Source organism: Varibaculum sp., assembly GCF_008661855.1.
GTDB lineage: Bacteria > Actinomycetota > Actinomycetes > Actinomycetales > Actinomycetaceae > Varibaculum > Varibaculum timonense_A.
In genome coordinates this window covers 1-19470 of the sequence record NZ_RPZY01000005.1, presented here as the reverse complement: position 1 = coordinate 19470, position 19470 = coordinate 1, and the positions used below count along the sequence as shown (strand labels likewise).

General features: G+C 49.5%; 9 protein-coding genes, 1 tRNA gene and 1 other RNA gene. 9 read left to right on the top strand and 2 right to left on the bottom strand.

The annotated features are described in order from the left end of the window. The first annotated feature begins 260 nt into the window (after positions 1 to 260). Complete coding sequence (locus tag QZT94_RS00380) at positions 261 to 2570, top strand: hypothetical protein (protein ID WP_296762785.1); 2310 nt, start codon at positions 261 to 263, stop codon at positions 2568 to 2570. Between the two features lie 305 nt (positions 2571 to 2875). On the opposite strand, the gene QZT94_RS00375 is transcribed toward QZT94_RS00380, so the two are convergent. Next, on the bottom strand, positions 2876 to 6136 hold the full coding sequence (locus QZT94_RS00375) for an exo-alpha-sialidase (RefSeq protein ID WP_296762783.1): 3261 nt from the start codon (positions 6134 to 6136) through the stop codon (positions 2876 to 2878). Between the two features lie 293 nt (positions 6137 to 6429). Here QZT94_RS00375 and QZT94_RS00370 point away from each other — a divergent pair, with 293 nt between their 5' ends. From QZT94_RS00370 to QZT94_RS00345, 6 genes are all read left to right on the top strand, one after another. Then, positions 6430 to 7245, top strand: a complete 816-nt coding sequence (locus tag QZT94_RS00370; RefSeq protein ID WP_296762780.1) for a hypothetical protein — start codon at positions 6430 to 6432, stop codon at positions 7243 to 7245. Positions 7246 to 7314: 69 nt separating this feature from the next. Then, entirely contained in the window at positions 7315 to 10755 is a 3441-nt protein-coding gene (locus QZT94_RS00365) for a hypothetical protein (RefSeq protein WP_296762778.1), read from the top strand. A gap of 163 nt (positions 10756 to 10918) precedes the next feature. Beyond that, positions 10919 to 14557, top strand: coding sequence for a family 20 glycosylhydrolase (locus QZT94_RS00360; protein WP_296762776.1), 3639 nt, complete (start codon positions 10919 to 10921; stop codon positions 14555 to 14557). A 795-nt stretch (positions 14558 to 15352) separates the two neighbouring features. Further along, a complete protein-coding gene (locus QZT94_RS00355) occupies positions 15353 to 16105 on the top strand; it encodes a VIT family protein (RefSeq protein ID WP_296762774.1) in 753 nt (250 codons plus the stop codon). A gap of 263 nt (positions 16106 to 16368) precedes the next feature. Continuing rightward, positions 16369 to 16869 carry a helix-turn-helix domain-containing protein gene (locus tag QZT94_RS00350; RefSeq protein WP_072510165.1) on the top strand — a complete coding sequence of 167 codons (501 nt, stop codon included), beginning with the start codon at positions 16369 to 16371 and terminating at the stop codon, positions 16867 to 16869. Next, positions 16866 to 17438 carry a PIN domain-containing protein gene (locus QZT94_RS00345; RefSeq protein WP_296762771.1) on the top strand — a complete coding sequence of 191 codons (573 nt, stop codon included), beginning with the start codon at positions 16866 to 16868 and terminating at the stop codon, positions 17436 to 17438. Before QZT94_RS00350 ends, QZT94_RS00345 begins: the two co-directional genes overlap by 4 nt. A gap of 82 nt (positions 17439 to 17520) precedes the next feature. Here QZT94_RS00345 and QZT94_RS00340 read toward each other — a convergent pair. Further along, positions 17521 to 17608: transfer RNA gene (locus QZT94_RS00340), tRNA-Ser, on the bottom strand. 188 nt (positions 17609 to 17796) lie between these two features. Between QZT94_RS00340 and ffs the strand changes: the two genes are divergently transcribed. Then, an RNA gene (ffs, locus tag QZT94_RS00335) (signal recognition particle sRNA small type) lies at positions 17797 to 17892 on the top strand. A gap of 68 nt (positions 17893 to 17960) precedes the next feature. After that, positions 17961 to 19470: DNA polymerase III subunit gamma and tau (locus tag QZT94_RS00330; RefSeq protein WP_296773080.1), on the top strand; the 1510-nt coding region annotated here is incomplete at its 3' end.

The window sequence follows — 19470 nt, the reverse complement described above, 5'->3', positions numbered from 1 at the left end:
CGATACAGTTGCGCCCTCCCGATACAGTTGCGCCCTCCCGAGATGGGAATTGTGGTCGATATGGGACGATTTGGCGGTATTGGGAGGGTGGTTTTGTCTGTGGAGGACGAAAGTGAACCACAGGGGTTAAGTAGATTTCTCTTAAGCGTTGTACGTAGAAAATAACTCTTTGCTCACAAAATTTGGTTTACGTGGAAAAATAGCCTATAATGGACTTTTAATGTCACCCCGTTGGATACATAAAAAGTTCAGGTGAAAACATGAAGCAAAAGGTTCAGGGGTTTAGACCCTCTCTTCGGTTTGGGCTCGCTGCGGCAGTTTCTTTAGCAGTCACTTTTAGTGGAGCTATGGTAGGGGCTGCTGATGCGAATGCTGACGAAGCTGTAAATGACGATACAGCTACTAGCTCCCAATCAGAGCTAGCTAAGCAAGAAGTTCCGGCACCCCAGCCAAAATCTACGGTTGAATCTGCCTCCTCGCAGTCAAATACTGTGGCTGAATCCAGTTCCCCTCAGCAGCATGAAGTGGAAACTGAGCCCCAGCAAAAGGAGACTGCTGTTGTTCCTGCCCCTGCTCGGGCTCCTCAAAAGCTCCCAGAATGTAGCGCAGAGCAATCTCCGAAATGGAAAGTAACCCCTGGGGTGACTACTGATAGTTGGAAAGATAATGCCGTAATTGATTACCTGGGAAAAGATAAAAAAGCTCGTTTGATGGTGCAATATTCGTTGCTACGCGAAGGGGGAGCAGCCTCTGGGCCGCTAGCTTTCACCCCCTATGTCAGCTATTTAAAACCAGGCACTGACACCTGGACAGATTTACAGGAGATTAAACTTTCTGCATACAGTATGCCGAAGTTTTTACCTCCGGAAGATTCATTAGATAAAACAAAGGACGGCTGGCCGGCAACCGTGAAGCTGGTTTTGAAACGTACGGACGGAGCTTGCGAGATTCCCGCTGATAAAGCCGCTTATACTTTTGAGATTCCAGGTGGCGAGTTGCTTTCCGATGCTGAAGTGATGAGTTTTGAAGCTCAATATGACGAGGGAGAAGATCCCAAGCCTGGTAACGATACTTGCCGTCACAACAAGGGAGATTTAATCTGCCTATATCCGACGGGAGTAGGAAGTCTCACAGACGCAAAAGCAAGGGCAGACGAGCTGGTAAAGGAAGACAAATCTGTAAACGTTCTCTGGGTTGATGGCAAATGCGTAGATGTAGCTGCTGCCGGCACGACCTGTAAGGATATTACCTATGCGGGGAAAGGATATGCAGAAATTGAGGTTAAAAAATACTTCAATTATGTGAATGAAGTGCTGAAATATACCGATGGTAAGACTGCCGAGATAAAATACTGGGGTGCGAAACCTCGTCCTGGCTATGCTTATCAAGGAGGGGTTCAAAATAACTACGTCCATAAAGATGGGTCGCCGGTAAAATATGTATCTGATTTGAACCGCATACGGCTATATAAGGATACTGGGGAAGAAAATAAGGCATTTTGGTATGGGAATATTGAGCCTGAAAAGCCCACTGCTGCCGATAACGTTGGCGAAACTAATGATACTTTCCAGATTCCCGATGACAACCGGTTAAAGTATTACCTGGTCTCCGACGATGGTAAAGTCACCTATCAAGACCAGGTTTCGGGTACAAATAAAGTATCTGACGTTACTAAATATGTTGATGGGAAAGCCACTGTGAAAGTGCGTGCCCATGTCAAAGACTACTGCAATTTAAATAATGATCCGCCTACTTCAGCAAAGTATTCTGACTGGTATTCCATTGACAATAGCTACTGCGGCTATCGAGAGTGGACCTTCACTTTCTACGGTTCTCAGAAGGTTAAGGTGGTTCCGCCTAGTTTTGATGATGGGACTGGTACTTTTACGGTTCCGAATATTCCTGGTGTGAAGTGGATGATTGATGGGAAAGAGGTTACTCCTGGGACTCATGATTATCCGGATAAGCATGGGAAGATTTCGATTACTGCGGTTCCGGGTACTCCTAAGGATCCGAATGTTCCGATTGAGTTGGTGGATAATAATGGTCCGTATGAGCATGAGTATGATTTGCGTCTTGAGGTTGTTCCGCCGGCTCCGGTGGTGGAGCGGCTTAAGTGTGGTGTTGCGGGTAGTGTGAAGTTGCCTGATTCTGAGGTGTTTGAGTATAGCTCGAAGGTTGAGGGGGATAAGGCTGTGGTTGAGGCAGTGTTGAAGAATGCTGCTGATTTCAAGCTTAAAGATGGTGCTGTGGTGAAGTGGGAGTTAGATTTAACCGCCGAGCCCTGCCCCCCGCAGCCCGACAATCCGACAAAACCAGACAATCCGACTAAACCCGACACGGGCGATAAACCTGGCAAACCTGGCGTTGAAAAACCGGGTCAGGTAATCCCTGGCAAAGGTAAGCCGGCTGCTAATCCTTCCGCTAAGCAGGTCGTGAGGACGCAGACGCGGGTTACTACTCCGATAGCGCAAACGGGTGCCTTGGGTACTACCGCTGTTCTTGGCGCTTTGCTGCTAGCAGCAGGGATAGGGATAACTTCTCGCCGATACCTGCTTCAAAGACATTAAGTCGCTGTAGAGCAGAATATAACCATAGAACAAAATAACGGCTGGTAGAAAAGTGTAAAGCTTTTCTACCAGCCGTTTTAGATTGCATACAGTTTAGACTGTTCACTGTGGGGCTAATGCCCATATTCCCGCCACCTTACCTCATACTTGGTTTGAACCTGGAGGGTTAATAGCGGAGTAAAATCTGCGATAATGCCCGTTTGGGCATTATCCCTATAATCTGCAGCCGAACTGCCTAGAATTATTTTGTCCGGTGATGAAAACCAATCCATCACCGGACAAAACCTTTACTTAGTTACTGGATTCTATTCATGCCTCCTGCGCTGAAGCATGGCGATACCCAGTCCGCACATTAATAGCGAGACCGCCAACAACTCGGCTCCCATATTTGCGCCGGTTCTCGCTAGTCCCTTTCGTTGCGGGGTAGCGGTTTGAGCTTTCTGGTTTGCCGCTTTTCCAGTCGCTTGGGGCTTCAGGTTCTTATGGTCTTTACCGCTTTGACCTGGCTTTTGGGTGGAATCACCGGGGGAAGTACCCGGATTAGGGGTAGTTCCTGGATCTGTACCGGGATCTGGATTCGTGCCCGGTTCCGGATCGCCTCCGGGGGTCGGCGTTGCTTCCTCAACGGTGATGGTGAAGGTAGCAGTAGCTTTCTCCTCCCCATCCACGTTCAAAGCCGTAACCGTGACTTCATAGGAGCCCGCTTTCTTGGGAGTCCCTAAGATGGTTGCAGTAGCGGCGTCAAAACTAACTCCTTCAGGCAGTCCGGTAACTGCTCCAATAGCCCCGTCTTTAACCTCTAACTTAATAGGAGTAATCATCGAGTCCGCTGTTACGGTTTGGTCGGCTATCGGACTGATCTGCGGGGTAGGCGCTGGAGTGGCGGCATCTCGCGGGGAAATCTTGAGGGAGAGCTTAGCCTGCGCGGCTCTGGGGTATCCCGTGCCGTCTTCGGCTTCCTTTAGGCTAACGGTTACTTCGTAATCTTTGTCTGCCTCAAGTTTTCCAACGGGAGTGCCACTAATCTGACCGGTTTCTTTATCGAATACCAGGCCCTCGGGCAGTCCAGTTACCTCGAAAGTGTCTGCTAGCAGCGGATCGTTGCGTTCAAATAAATCGGTCACTGAAATCGGGGTGATTTCTTTGCCAATCTGCCCGCTAGCAGCGGAATCTTTCCCTTTAAGCTCGGTGCGGAAATCATCCTCTAACCAGCGCAGAGTAAAACTGAGGTGGGCAATGTCTTGCCATCCGCCCCCATTGGGCTCCATCAATAACCCGATATTGCCATCTTTCTGCACAGTCATAGTGGTATAGCCCGTGCCGCCAGTCTTGAACTGTTTCTTTACCGGCCAGGTCTTCCCATTATCAAACGAAGCCCAAACATATCCATTCTTACGGCCATTATCGGTTCCCGAAAACAGTAGCACCTGCGAACGTAAAGTGCCGGGTTTAGCATTTGGGAAAGCTCGAATCACTTGCGCATTGTTGTTCTCGTCAGCTAAATCCTTGCTAACGTGGCAATCTTTCCAGTTTTCCCCGGAATCGGTAGAGGTACAAATAATGCGACCTCCACCAGCTTGGGAGCGCGAAATCAAGATTAGGCTCCCATCGCTTAGTTCAGTAACTTTGTTCTCGTCAAACTTTTTACCCTCAACTACTGCTGGGGTGGGGTTACCAGATTTCCAGGTTTTACCATGGTCATCCGAATAAATCGTGTAGGCAACAATCCCTCCGCTCTTCGGGACGCAGGCCATCTGCTGCAGCAGCCGTCCTTTGTCAGGAGCAGTCATTTTTTGGGTACCGGCACCGGAGGTAGCAAAGCACGATTGCAGTTCCTTCGCTTTTTCCCCTAACACCTGGTCAGTGATTACTCGCTGCGTCCAAGAGTGACCATTGTCGGTAGATACAGACAGCCCTAAGTTCATGGCGTGTTCGCTAGTTTCATCAACTTTGCCTTCTGGAGTGAAAGTATAGGCAGGATTCTTGGCGAATACTCCCGATACCTGGCTGTACACGTGGAAGTTAAAAATGGTGCCACTTTCATGGTCTACTACGTACGAGGGGTCGGAGTAACCCCTGGAACCGGCAATATTGCTGCCCACGATTCCGCGAGCAATCACTGTTTCTGGCTGCCAAGTCTTGCCATTATCGGTAGAACGGCGCTGCATAATCGAGTTTTCGTTCGGGGAATCTCCTCCATTCATGCTGCCGTTCTTCGGACGGTAATCGTAAGAGGCTAATAAATCTCCATTCGGGGCAACGGCGATTGCCGGAATACGGATATTCGCCTGTTTTGAACTGGTAGCTATAATCTGCGGGTTACTGATTTTAGCTTCCGCTGCCGGATCCGCGTCTTTAGCTTTAGTGCCCCTGTCTGCCTGCGGATATTGCTTTTGGGTATATACAAAAGTTGTGGCAGTAACGCGATTAAGTAGTTGCTGCCCCATTTTCCCGTCAATAGCTAACTTGGCTTCCACTTCACCGCGGGTTAAATCAGCTTCAGTGATGGTGTAGGTCAGCTGGCAGCGGTGAACTGTCCCGACTGCCAGACTTTCACGCTCGCAGCTGCTGGTGGTGCTGTCAGTCAGGTTAGTTACGGCGGTGTCGGTTACAGGTGCTACCGTCAAAGCATCGTCCCCGTTAGCGCTAACTTCTACCGCGAATTTAAGAACCTCCCCCACCTGGTAGTGGGCTTTTTGTGACTCGTCAGCCAGCTCAAACTTGTCCAACTTTAGATAGTTGCTGGCAACTGGCAGCGCCTCGGCTTCGGTGGTCGCATAATAGGTGGCTGTCCCCGTGTATCCGGCGTTGGGGTAATACTGCCACACTATTTCGGGGGTGAATTTACCGGCTTTAACGTCAGCTTCCGTGACTACATGGTAGGGGGCAGTGCAATCCATTTCTTTATTAACTGGCATATTTGACCATTTGCAGCCTTCCCAATTATCCAGGTTGGAGCTTTTAGCGGACAGTGCCCGCGCTTTGCCAGTCTGGTTAATCAAAGTGGCTTTGAAGTTGATGCGTTCGCCTAACGTCCATTTTTGACCGGCTGGTTTCGGGTTGGTAACGGTAAGGGTGGTCGGAATTTTATTTTCGTTGATTCCGCCCAGACTGGTTTTTTCACCGCCATATTCCACCTCGGAATACATCCGGAAAGTAACGTAGGGGACAAATCCGCCTGCCGTAGCCTCAGCTGGGGTAACTACGTGGGTTAGTTTTTTCGCGATTCCCGCTATATAACATTCCTGCACTGTATTGGCAGCAGCGTTGCGCCATTTGCAACCTTCCGCATTTGCCAAGTTGTAGTTCACTGACTCAAAGGAGGCAGCTTTGGCGGTTTTATTGGTTAGCTTTACCCGGTATTCAACGGTCTGACCAGCTACTTTAGGATTTCCGGATACTAGGTATAGCTCTATTTTCGCCTGCGGGGTATCCTTTGCGCCTACTAGAGTCGGCTCTGCCGCATAGGCACTTAAGGGGGTGGCTAGGCCTGCCCCAATTGCTAGGGCTAGGGCAAACAAGATACTGATTACTGGTTTTAAAATGGGGTGCTTCTTTGCGCTCATAAAATTTAGATTAACAATAATGAAATAGATTTACCAGCAGCAATAGGTTGTAATACTTTAATGTTTTGGTTTTGGGGGAATTACCGGATTCTTTACATAAGGAATAATTCTCAATCTTGAATGTGTGGGTTTTCTTTTATAAAGTCAAGCTAGTTATCGTTTCTACTTCAAAGAAGAGGTCTCATTCTGTATCCTGCCTTGTTCCTACCACTCAGCAGACGACGGCGAACTATTTCGGGTCTTGCCCAACGTCCTCTGTTTCCCATCCGGCATTTCAGTCTTTAGGTGTCCCTATGAAGAACTGTGCTAAGACGAGAAACCAGCAGCAGCCCGCAAAGTTTTCGGCACGTAAATGGGTAATAGCAGTGGTTACGGCACTGGTGGCGGCGATAGGAATCGGCATCGGGATTTGGAAATATATGCACTCGTCCTCTGGAAATACTACCTCCTCCACCGGGGAAGCAACTTTGTTTAAGCTCTCCGGTAACCCGGTTAGTAATGCCGAGTATCTTCAGGCTGCTCGGGCGGTGAAGCAACAGCTACAGGGGGAATGCGTGAGTAAATATGGTGCTCGCCTTGAGGACGAGGACTTTTGGTCTCGGAGCTATCAGGGACATATTCCGAGTAGAGAAGCGGCAACTTCCGCTTTAGCGCAGCTTAAAAGCTGGCGGGCAGCGTTTGCTCTTTTCCAAGAAGCTGGTTTGATTAAGGATGCGTCTTTTGCGGGATTGCAGCGCGACCTGGAGCGAACCAACCAGGAGAATAAGCAAAAGATTGACTTAGGGCAGCCAGTCTATGGTTTGCAAAGCTATGACCTGGCTACTTTTATTAGTTATCGGATTTCGTCTTTGACTCAGCAATATGTCATCAATCCCAAGAATCCGGGTATGGATTTTTCAGAGGACGAGTTGCGTAGCTTTTATGCTTCCCGGCAGTGGACGGATGAGCAAGGGCGAAAAGCTGATTTTGAACAAGTGCGTCCGCAAGCTGTTAAGGCACTTCGCGATGAAAAGCTATCCAAACTGATTACTGCGCGGGCAGAAAAATTGGTAGTGCAAGATTTCTCAATTGAAAGAACATCCGCTTTGATTCAGGAAGAGTTTAAGTAACGGTTTTAGCGGTAACCACAGTTTTGAAAAGTGAATAGAAAATAACAATAAAGGAAAAAGGGGAAGGTAATGTTGAAAGCTCTACGGCGAGCAACTATCCTTGGTTCTTCCGTGGCGTTAACGGCGGGTCTGGTTCTCAGCTCTGCCAGCGCCTTTGCAGCAGGGGGAGGGGCTAATATGGATAAGGTACAAGGCACCAGCTATTACGTGTCTAGCAGTGCTGGAGACGATAAAAATTCCGGTACCAGCCAGGATAAACCGTTCAAATCTTTGGCTAAAATCAATGAAATAAAGTTGGGTCCGGGCGATAAGGTCTTGCTTAAACGGGGTGACACCTGGAATGGTCAAGCAATACACGTAAAAACGGGTTCTAGTGGCTCTAAAGATGCCCCGATTCAAATCAAACCCTATGGGGATGGTAGTGCTCGTCCGGTGATTAACACCAATGGTGCGGGACGCTGGAATCAGGATTACCACGCCCGAATCGAATCTCACCGCAATAAGGCAGAGATTTCCAGTGCGGTTTTACTTAAAGACGTTAATTATTTGGAAATCTCGGGGTTGGAAGTAACAAATGACCGGGAAATGAATCCGGCGGCTGACCCTAAAGCCTACAATGACGGTTTAGCTTTGGAACGTACCGGGGTAGCCGGGATTGCCGAGAATGGGCCGATGCGCCATATTGTAGTGGCTGATATGTATATCCACGATATTGACGGCAATATCTACGATAAGCATCTGGCTAATGGGGGCATCTATTTCATGGCCCATTACCCAGAAAGTGGTAAGCCCGCCACCGAAGCAGATAAGATTGCTCGTTTCGATGATTTACAGATTCTAAATAACCGGGTTGAAACCGTTAGCCGCTGGGGGATTGCAGCTGGCTATACCGCTTACCAAAACATTATCGACCGTCCGCAAAACGGACCTATCTCTGATGAAATAATCGCTAAATACGGTTCTAGTAAAGTGGTCATTCGCGGCAACTATATTAAGGACGCGGGTGGCGATTCCATCACCACTATGTATTGTGACCGTCCCTTAATTGAATATAACGTTTCCGATGGGGCGGCACGTCACATGAATACCACGGATTACCTGCATCCCCATAACATTAATGGCCCAGCCGGTTCTGGCTGGGGGCGGGTAGCCGCGGGAATCTGGCCTTGGCGCTGCAAGAATGCCATCTTCCAATACAACGAGGCCTTCAACACCCGTCACGCTTTTACCGGTAATGGCGACGGTCAGCCCTGGGATGCCGACTTTGGGGATGGCACTGTATATCAATACAACTATTCCTATGCCAATACTGGCGCTACCATTATGTTCTGTAATAACGGTTCTTTGCATAACACGTTCCGCTACAACATAGCCCACAGTGATGTCCGGGGAGCTTTAGATATCCCCGATCAGAAAGATGCTCACGTCTACAACAACACCTTCATTATGGGTGAAGGATCCAAAATTATTACCCGTGGTCATGCCCCCACCAGAATAGAAAACAATATCTTCTATAAACCAGATGGGGTTACTAAAGTTGAAGAGAACTGGAAGCCCGGAAATCAGATTTATGACCATAACCTGTATTACAACTTTGCTACTACCCCTCAAGATGCCAATAAGCAGGTAGTAGCTAAAGGTACACCGGTTCTGCAGAACCCAGCTGCGGTTGAGATGGCGAGTAGTCACCAGGCTCGCATTCATGATGGTTCTACTGCCACCACCGTTTTTGATGGATTCAAGCCGGTAGCGGGATCCGCCGCTATCGGGAACGGCAAAACCATTACTGACGCGAATGGTTATACGGTAGAACACGACTTCTTTGGGACGGCTATTTCTGGTCTACCTACTATAGGAGCAGCGGAAATACCAGTACCTGCTCCGAATCCGACTGCTTCGCCCTATCAAATTGATAATAAAGCGAAGACGATAACCGTGGCGATTGCAGCGGCAGGTAGTAACAAAGCTCCGCTGGTAAAGAATTTCCTCGCCCAATTAGGGTTGCCAGCAGGGGTTAAAGCCAAAGTTATGTCCGGTAACACTCAGCTAGGTATGGATGATCCGATTACCGAGGGCGCGAAAGTTATTATCGGAGAGGGCGCGCAAGCCAGTGAATATACTGTCAAGGTAGTTTCCGATTTTGACTGGGTGCGAGACTATCGGGAGACTCCGGCTGGAAATAATAAATGGATGGGCGTGCAAGGACCATATTGGTTTGCACAGATTAAACAGGGTAACACCTGGGCAAATATGACCACCTATGATAATGACGGTTGGCATAACTGGGCGTATAACCAGTATTACGGTCCTGGTCTAGATCACAACCAGGGCGCTTTGAAAGCTCCAGATCAGCGCGGAAATATTCACGGTCTACTCTCCAGTGAAACTCCCGATACTGCGATGGCTTTTAAGGCTCCTGCTAGCGGAAAAGTAACTTTCAAGATTAAGGACGATGAACCGTATCTGCGTCAAAATAATCATGACCCAAATGCCACGGTAACTGTGTCCCTGATGCTCAATGACAAAGTGCTCAAGAGCGTGGATTTGAAAGTTTCCAGGCAGAAAGGCGACTTTGTTTTCAATGAGCAGATTGCTTTGAAAGCTGGCGATTATTTGCGGGTAGTATCCCACAATGAGGGTAGTCTCAAGGCGAACTCGGTTCACGTCAGCCCAGTAATCAAATATGTGGAGACTGAATATAACCCTGATGGGAAGCCAGTTTACGATCCGAATGCTCCAGCTGCGGAAAAACCACAGCTTAGTGGAAAGGATTTTACCGTTGAGTATTCTGACGCGGTACCTGAGGCAAAAAGCAAAGTAGTAAAGCCGCAGGACGCAGTGGAATACTCCTGGGGATACCCACATCCCAACTCTTTACAGTTGGGCGCGCAACAAGTTCAGCTAGTTGCTGACAGTGGCGACGGGAAACGGGAGACCACTATGGTTACGATGACGGTCGTTAAAAAGAAACTGACTGCTCCTGCGGTAACGTTCGATGATAATGACCGTTCCTATACCGTGCCTGATGCCCCTACTTGCCTGGAATATTCGGTGAAAGTAGACGATCAAGAGGCAAAAGTCGCTAAAGCTGGTAAGGTAACGGTTGCCGATTCGGACAAGGACGTGACGGTACAAGTAAGCGTGGCTGCCACTTGTGAGGGATATGAGGCAGGGGTAGCTGCTCCTTTCACCCACGTGTTTAAAGCCAATCAGCAGCCTCCGGTAGTGAATCCGCAGGAACCGGGGGACAATCCGCAACAGCCAGGGGACAAACCCGGTACGGATAAACCGGGTAAACCGGGCGTTGATAAACCTAAACCCGGAACTGGTGAGGCTAAACCCGGTAAAGATAACGCCGGTAAGCCTGCGGCATCCGGGCAGAAAACTCCGGGAAGGTCAAATCAGCAAACCGCTAGCACTGGTTCGCAAGCAGGAATGATTGCACTACTAGGGCTAGGATTTGTGGCAGCAGGTTTGGCGGTAGCACTTCGACGTCGCCGCACAAACTAGACTGATTGCAAACAGTAAACCGCGGGCGGGGGTGCTCCCCAAAGTGAGCACCCCCGCCCGCGCGCATTATCTTAATAAATTTTAACGTTTTGGCTGTTGAGGTATGGTATTCTAAAACCTGATAAATCCTCAGACTCATTCATAGATTAGAGTAGGTGTAGCAGTGTTGCTTCAAAAACGAAAAAATCCATCTTTATGTTCCTGGGTTAAAGCTGATAAGGCCAGTAAGGGTCGGCAGCGAATAGGCTCAAAACTATTGAAACCTTTAGGGGTAGCCCTAGTAAGTGGGGCGTTAGCTCTGTCAATATCGCTTCCCGCTCCCACGGCTGCGGCCGAACCTCTCGGAGCCTATAAAGCTGACGGCTCCGCTACCCTACCGAAAACTATTCCCAGTCTGGATGCTTGGAAAGCTAGTGGCGGAACCTGGACGCTAGCCGAGGGCGCGCGGGTAGTTTCCACCCAGCCACTCAACGCGCGGGCTAAAGCACTAGCGACAGAGCTTAGCGCCTATTTAGGTTCGTCGGTTCCCGCGAAAATAGGTAAGCGTACTAGCGAATTCGACGTGCATTTATTGCAAGATAGTACGCGCAAAGATTTAGGGGTAGAAGGCTTTGAACTAAAGATTGGCTCCTCAGGCGTGCAAATCATCGGCGCGACTGACGCGGGCGTGTTTTATGGGACTCGTTCCTTTTCCCAGTTGATGCGTCAAAAACAACTAACCTTACCGGCAGGCTCGGTAGTATCAGTACCTAAATACAAAGAACGGGGGGTAACTCTGTGTGCCTGCCAGCTCAATATTTCGACCGAATGGATTGAGCGTTTTTTGGATGATGCTGCTGACTTGCATATCAATAACATTGTCCTAGAAATGAAACTAAAGTCTGATGCCTATCCTGACACTCAGACCTGGTCATACTACACCCCCGAGGACGTTAAAAAGTTTGTCGCTAAAGCGAAGAGTCTAAATATTGACGTTATTCCCGAAATCAACTCACCAGGTCATATGAATATCTGGTTGGAGAACGCTCCCCAATATCAACTGGTAGATAAGAACGGCGGATATCACCCCGATCAGCTAGATATTTCCAACCCTAAAGCCCGGGCTTTCATTAAGAAGCTAATCGATGAATATGACGGGGCTTTCGACTCGAAATTCTGGCATATGGGGGCTGACGAATACACCATGACTGGTGGCTACCAGCTATATCCCCAGTTAACGAAGTATGCGCAAGACGCTTTTGGCCCCAGCGCCAACGCCAATGATGCTTTTACCGCCTTTATCAACGAAATTAACACCTATGTAAAAGGTAAAGGCAAGAATCTGCGGATTTTCAATGATGGTCTTTATGACACCGCAAACGTCCAGCTGGATAAAGATATTGTTATTGACTATTGGTTCAAAAAGGGCGGTACGCTAACTCCGCAACAGCTCGCGGAACGGGGATATCAACTAACAAATGTTCCCCAAGCAATGTATTGGTCTCGCGCCTTTGATCCGGCTGGTTACACCTATGCCATGAAGCCAAATAACCTGTATAACAATAAAAATTGGAACGTGGGCACTTTTGATGGTGGCGCCCAGATTGATCCTAACTACGACAAACTCCTGGGGGCGCGGGTATCGCTATGGCCCGATAACATCAATGAAACCGAGAACGAAGTCCAGATGATAACGGCTGATTCTCTGCGGTTCTTAGCCCAAATGACCTGGTCAGCTTCTCGTCCTTGGCCTAAATGGGAGGGCGCTGACGGTATGAAAGCTACCATCGACTCTCTGGGCGATCCTACTACCCGTTCTAAGGTGCAGGCGGCTATGGTTCCCGATGGGGTATACGGTCTGCCAGAATTGGATCCGGTAGCCAAGGGACCTTGGAAGCTGGCAAAAACCTATGATGGTTACTATCAGATTTCCAATGCTGCTACCGGCCAATGCTTGACGATGAGCGAAGGTGCAAAGCATTTAGGTGCGGTCAGCGAAGTGGGTGCCCAGCCTACCTTGGTATCTTGCCGCCCGCTCAGTGAAACCTATAAGAATGCTTTTGCTAGCGGTCGGGAAAGAAACAAACAGAAATGGCAGGTAGTGGTAGAAGCCGATAATAAGGTTTCTTTGCGGAACGCGGTTTCAATCCAGTACCTGGCAGTAGCTGACGGCGGCGAGAAACATGTAGATATTCAGGGAGTTTCGGCTGCGGAAGTAAAGGCTGACGCCACTTTGCTGGAAAAATCATTATCTAAGACTGGAAATAATCTAGCCGCTGGCAAGGTTGCGCAATTCCCGAGAGATTTGGTGGCCACCAAAGGAAAACTGGCTGATAAAGCCCTGTTCTCCCTGGTACGTGAAAAATCGATTACCGTTGATCAGCCAGAGATTAAGGACGTGAATCCCTCTGAACCGCGGGAAGTTACGGTAACAGTCTCAGCTGCCGATAATGCCAAAGTCGCGCCCTCGGAAATTAAAGCCACCGTGAGTGAAGGCTGGAAGGTTCTGCCGGAAACAGTTCAAATCGGTGAGCTACCTGCGCGTGGCACTGGAACTGCTAAATTTAAGCTGGTAAATACCACCGGAACGACTGGTAGAGCTACCTTTACCTGGAAGATGGGGAATGAAGAACTCAGCACTACTGTAAAATTGAGTGGAATGCTCGGACCTCGCGTATGTGATGGATTTACCGATTTAAGCGCAGACTCGGAAGAAAAGACCGGTGAAGGCCCTAATAATGGTCGCGTACAAGCCGCATTTGATGGCGTAGACGAATCAGGTAAATCCAATACTTTCTGGCACAGTAAATGGTCTGGCGGAGTAGATTCTTTGCCGCACTGGCTGGTATTTAGTCCGCAACAGGCTTTAACTAATCCAGACGGCACGATTAACAATATGCTCTCGGTCGAGTACCTTTCACGGCAAGGGAAAGTGAACGGTCGCATCAAGAGTTACCAGATTTACACCTCTGACACTACAAAAGACGGCAATGCGATCACGGGTTGGACGCTGCAAAAAGAGGGTCAGTGGGAAAATGGAACCGATTGGCAGCGTGCCTACTATGACAATCCGGTAAAAGCTAAGTATGTAAAACTGCTGATTACCGACGTGTGGGATGAGGTTGCAGGTAGGGAAGACCAGTTCGCGTCCGCGGCTGCTATCTGCGTATCTTCACAGATGCCGCCCGCCACCTTGACTGCGCCAGCCCAACCCGAGAATCCGATTTCGGTTTCACCGGCAGTTAAGGTTCAAAACGCCCCTGCTAATCCGTGGCCAGCTGCCGATCCGGCAGCTCCGGCAGCGACAATCGCGGCAATAGCTGACCAGAGTCTGCAGCTAGGCGCTGCGATTAAAGATATACCGGTGAAGGTAGCTAATGGCACAGTTCGGGAAGTTAAAGGTCTTCCGGCGGGAGTAGTCTTTGACAAGCAAACTGGGGTGATTAGCGGGAAACCGGCTAAGGCTGGAAAATACTCGGTACAGGTTATAGCGGAGAACCCGGATGAAGAAGCAGTGACCGCAGCTTTCACGATTACGGTTACCGAGGAGAATACTCCTGGGGATACTGATAAGCCAGGCGGTAGCGATAAGCCGGGAGATACTGGTAAACCCGGTACTTCCGATAAGCCTGCCCCAGGTGGAAACGCCAGTGGTGACGGTAAAGGGAAAGCGCCCGGCAGTGCCGCGCCCGCTGGGAACGGAAACGGACAAGCCAGCAGCCCTGGTTTGGAGGGCACCGGTTCGAATGCGGCAATCATGTTAGGTGCAGCCTTGGTATTGATAGCCGCAGGGGCGGTGGCGATTAAGCGCCGACGTCTCTAGAGTCGCTAAGCATTAATTTGGGGTTGGTAAGCGGATATTCCGCTTACCAACCCCAGATTTATTTGTGGGGGTAAATACGGGTCAATGACGGGATAGTGCTGGGTTGGGGGCATTAACCCGTAAATGCCTGTTTTGAGGATAACGACGGGATAGTACAGCCTACTGCACCGTTTTTGAGCCACCGGATTTTCGCCTACCCGTGGATCTTCCCACTTCCGGATATGGGTATAGAACCCGCATAGCTCAGTGTTCGCTGCGAAGTAGTTTTACAAGGTTTAGGTTAAGCGAGGATTGCAGGGAAAGCGTCGCAGGGCTAATGCCCGCTGCTAAGAGCCCAATGGTGGCATCGAAAAGCTAATATCTTCTGTATTACGTGAGGATGCTATTTCGTTAATTGTTACTTTTTGAGGGGTTAGTACTGATGTTTTCCCCGGATATGCCAGGTTTTTAAATATAATTTAGGCAATTTTTTACTAAGGTTAAGCGTATCTATTTCGTTTAGTAAGCACCGAGCCGGGCTGTACCCTTATTTCGCTAGTTTGTTTCCGTCCTATCTAAGGGATTGCGTCCTTTATAACCTTTTTCTGTTTTTCTTTATAGAGTGGCAGCGGAAAAATATCTGTCAGTACCTTTGGTGCGCCTTTCCTTAGCCCCCTGGTCATCTTCCTATTTTTAGGTAGTTTTTGTTCTCTAAAAACTATTTATCTCCTTGTTCTTACCCCTTTGCTTGTTAAGCTGACCAGGCAGTCAGATAAAACTTTGCGGAAATAACAATCGAGGTCTAGGAGAGCTTAAATGAGTTTGGCGGGGGATATTTTATTGGGTGGTTCTTTACGGGCTAAAGAGCGGGAGGAACATGCCGATGAAAGTGTGAAGACTGCCTCCAAGCTGAACTGGTTGCGTGCCGGGGTTCTAGGGGCCAATGACGGTATCGTCTCTACTGCCGGAGTAGTAGTTGGGGTGGCGGCGGCGGATCCGCAAAATAATATTGCTATTTTTACTGCCGGAATGGCGGCAGTGGTGGCTGGGGCTATTTCTATGGCGGCGGGCGAGTATGTTTCGGTATCTACGCAAAAAGATACAGAGCAGGCTTTGGTTCATAAGGAACGTGTCCGTTTAGATAAAGATCCTGAGGGCGAGCTAGCGGGTCTGGTTAAGGTTTATGAAGCAAAAGGATTATCGCCTGAAACTGCTCGTAGAGTCGCTGTCGAGTATTCAAAGATAGATCCGGTGGCTGCGCAGGTTGAGGCGCGTTATGCGATTGACTCAGAAGAATTCGTGAACCCCTGGAATGCCGCTTTTTCATCTGCGATTTCTTTTATCTTGGGCGCAGTATTGCCAATGCTGGCTATTTTGTTATTCCCCCCAGAAGCGAAGTTTGTGGCAACTTTTATTTTGACGGTGGTGGCCTTGGGATTGGCGGGGTACACCTCAGCTTGGTTGTCGCAAGCCCCACGTCTGCGGGCTGTTATTCGGGTAATTATGGGTGGCGCTTTAGCCATGCTGATTACCGGCGCTGTCGGTCACTTGGTGGGATTATCGTTGTAGGTCTGGCTCTTATAGAACTAAAACCCAGACCTATCTGAGAGTTTACTGATACAAGTAAATCCAAAATGGTGTTACCAGTAAGGAGGGTTCACTGGAGTGAATTGGAATCTCGCCCCGAAGATTTGGGAGAAACGTGCTGGTCTCAAGTGTGCAAGCAGTAAATAATCTTAGACACTAAGTGTTAGTTTTGGTGATTTTGTAGGAAAACCGGTCTCCGGCGCGTCCATTTTTCGTTTTTTTCGTTTTAAGGTATTGTTTGGGATATGCAAACCGCGCCAAAAAACGTCATCGCAGCTGATGACTTTGAAGAAATGCAAGATTTAAGTCGTTTCCTGGAACACGTTACAGAACCGGCGGCACTGCTTGGTCCCGATGGGCAGACTATACCTCTACCGGTGGAAGCATTTCGTGTTTTATGTGACGTGGTTGAGTTTATGAAACAGGGGAAAGCAGTTACTATTGCCCCAATCGACCAACGATTGACAACCCAGCAAGCAGCAGATTTCCTGGGAATCAGTCGCCCTACATTCGTTAAAATTCTTGAAAAAGGTGACATCCCATTCCAGCGTGCTGCCGGGGGACGGCATAGACGGGTTCTTTTGCGTGATGTACGTGACTATCAAGCAAGAATTAGTGTCGAAAGAGGTCGGGTCTTAGACGAACTCACGGCGCAAGCTGTATCGTTAGGGCTTTACGAAGAAACCGCGCAAACATATCGTGGTTCGTTGAAGCAGGCGAGGGCGGAACTTGAGGACACGCAATGACACGTTTCAGTGCGTTTTTAGATGCTTGTGCTTTAGTGCCAATCGCTCAAGCCGACACTCTCCTCCGCCTTGCCCAGGTTGGAATCTATCGCCCGTTATGGAGTGAAAAAGTTTTACAAGAAACTGTTAAAGCTATCGAAATAATTCACCCGGATATAGCGCGTTCAGGGGCAGCGGAGAAGCAAGTGAACCTGATGAAAGATTACTTCCTTGATGCGTGTGTCGAGGATTGGAAGCATCTGGTGGATAATGTTCATGTGCCAGATATTAATGATCGGCATATTGTCGCTGCCGCCTTTAAAGGGCGCGCCGATGTTATCGTGACTGCAAATATTAGAGATTTTCCGGAAAATGAATTGAGTAAGTTTGGTTTGTCGGCGCAAACACCTGATGAGTTTCTCCTAAATCAATTAGACTTAGCGCCTCAAACCGTTATGGAAGTATTGCGAAATCAGGCGCTGGCGGCAAAGAATCCTAAGTTAGAGCTCTCCGATTTATTGAATGCGCTAGAAAAATGTGGTGCATTGAATTTTGTTAGAGAAGCTTCAAGAATGCGATGGCGGGTGTGATTCAGGAGGCGGAGCGGTAATAATCTTACCGATTGCGCACCTGAGAAAATTGTCCCTGGAACATTAGTGTCCTTGAGGGCGATGGCGGAGGTAGGGGGATTCGAACCCCCGAGGGCTTGCACCCAACCCGCTTTCCAAGCGAGCGCCATAGGCCACTAGGCGATACCTCCAGGCACAAGTTTGAGTTTACCGAAATGCCCTAGCTAATGTCGATTCTGGAAATGAGGAGTCGAACACAGACCGGCAATAGGGAGTATCGCTAGTCTTACCAAAGCGCCCCCACGTCCTCGACACTTTCCTGGTTACCCCCGCACTGACCGCACCGTTTTCAGTTAGCGTCCTCCTAAGCTAAACTGAGAGAGATCCTTCACGCGGCGATATCACTCGAACCTCCCCAGGACCGGAAGGTAGCAAGGATAAGGGTGCGCTATCGGGTGCGTGAAGGGTCTTTTGATTATTTATTATTCTCAGCTATCTCGATATTGCTCCCCACTGGGGCGCTGCCTTTAGTACAGTAGAGCCGTGAGCATCGCACTGTATCGCCGTTACCGGCCAGACACTTTCCAAGACGTGATTGGGCAAGACCACGTGGTCAAACCGTTAATGGCGGCGCTGCGTTCCGGACGAGTCAGCCATGCCTATCTTTTCTCCGGTCCGCGCGGATGCGGGAAAACCACTTCCGCGAGAATCATGGCACGCTGTCTGAACTGCGCAGAAGGACCAACCGATACTCCCTGCGGAAAATGCGAATCCTGTAAAGATTTAGCAACCGGAGGCTCCGGCTCACTAGACGTGGTAGAAATTGATGCTGCCAGCCATAATGGGGTAGATGATGCGCGAGAACTGCGGGAGCGGGCAGGCTTCGCGCCGGTGCGCGACCGTTTCAAGATTTTTATCCTAGATGAAGCCCATATGGTCACCCAGCAGGGATTTAACGCCCTGCTGAAAATCGTAGAAGAACCCCCCGAACACGTAAAGTTCATTTTCGCGACCACCGAACCCGATAAAGTAATCGGCACTATTCGCTCCCGCACCCACCACTATCCATTCCGGCTGGTACCTCCAGAAGTAATGGAAAAATATATGGAGAAACTCTGCCAGGCAGAAAACATAGAACCCGCTGCGGGGGTGTTGCAGTTAGTGATGAGGGCGGGTGCAGGTTCGGTGCGTGACTCGCTGTCAGTATTGGATCAGTTAATGGCGGGCGCAGAGGACGGAAAGCTCGCTTACGGTACTGCTTCCGCGCTGCTCGGATACACAGATAGCGCGATTTTAGAGCGTTCTGTTGATGCGATTATTGACCGTGACGGAGCCGCCCTATTTGAAGTAATCGCCAAAATGGTTGAGGGCGGGCATGAACCCCGCCGCTACCTGGAAGATTTGCTGCTGCGTTTGCGTGATTTGTTAGTGCTATCGGTGTCTTCGGTTGAGGACGCGCAGGTTGCATTAGCGGGAACTCCCCGAGATCAATTGAAAGTGATGAGCGCCCAGGCTGAGCGTTGGGGAACTGCCGGGATTTCCCGTGCCAGCGACCTGACCAATACTGCTTTAACAGAGCTTACAGGGGCAACGGCTCCTCGCATTCAGGTTGAGTTACTGGCCGCTAGGCTATTATTGCCTCCGCCAGCTGAACAGGTAACTAGCGGTGTTAATGCGGGTAAAAGCCCTGGAAATCCTAAATCCCTCAGTGGAGCAGAGGCGGCTATGGCGGCTCTACATCGCGCGTCACGTCCTCGGTCAAATCCCGCCCCAGCGGCACCGCTCGCCAGCGCCCCGCCCAGGCACAGCTCCCCGGATTTGTCTGTCGGGCAAGTTGATGAGATTAAAACTGCTGAGGTAGCTGCTGCCCCCACTAATAGCGGGGAAACGCCAGAGTTATCTGCACCTCGTCCTCCGCTTAAAAAGGCAGAAGAAAAATCTTTATCCGATGGCGGATATCAACACGCAGGGGATACCTCCGCTACTTTGACGCCAATAAAATCGCCGGTATCAAAGAGGGCAGCGGTAGCTAAGGGGGAACAGTATTGGCAGG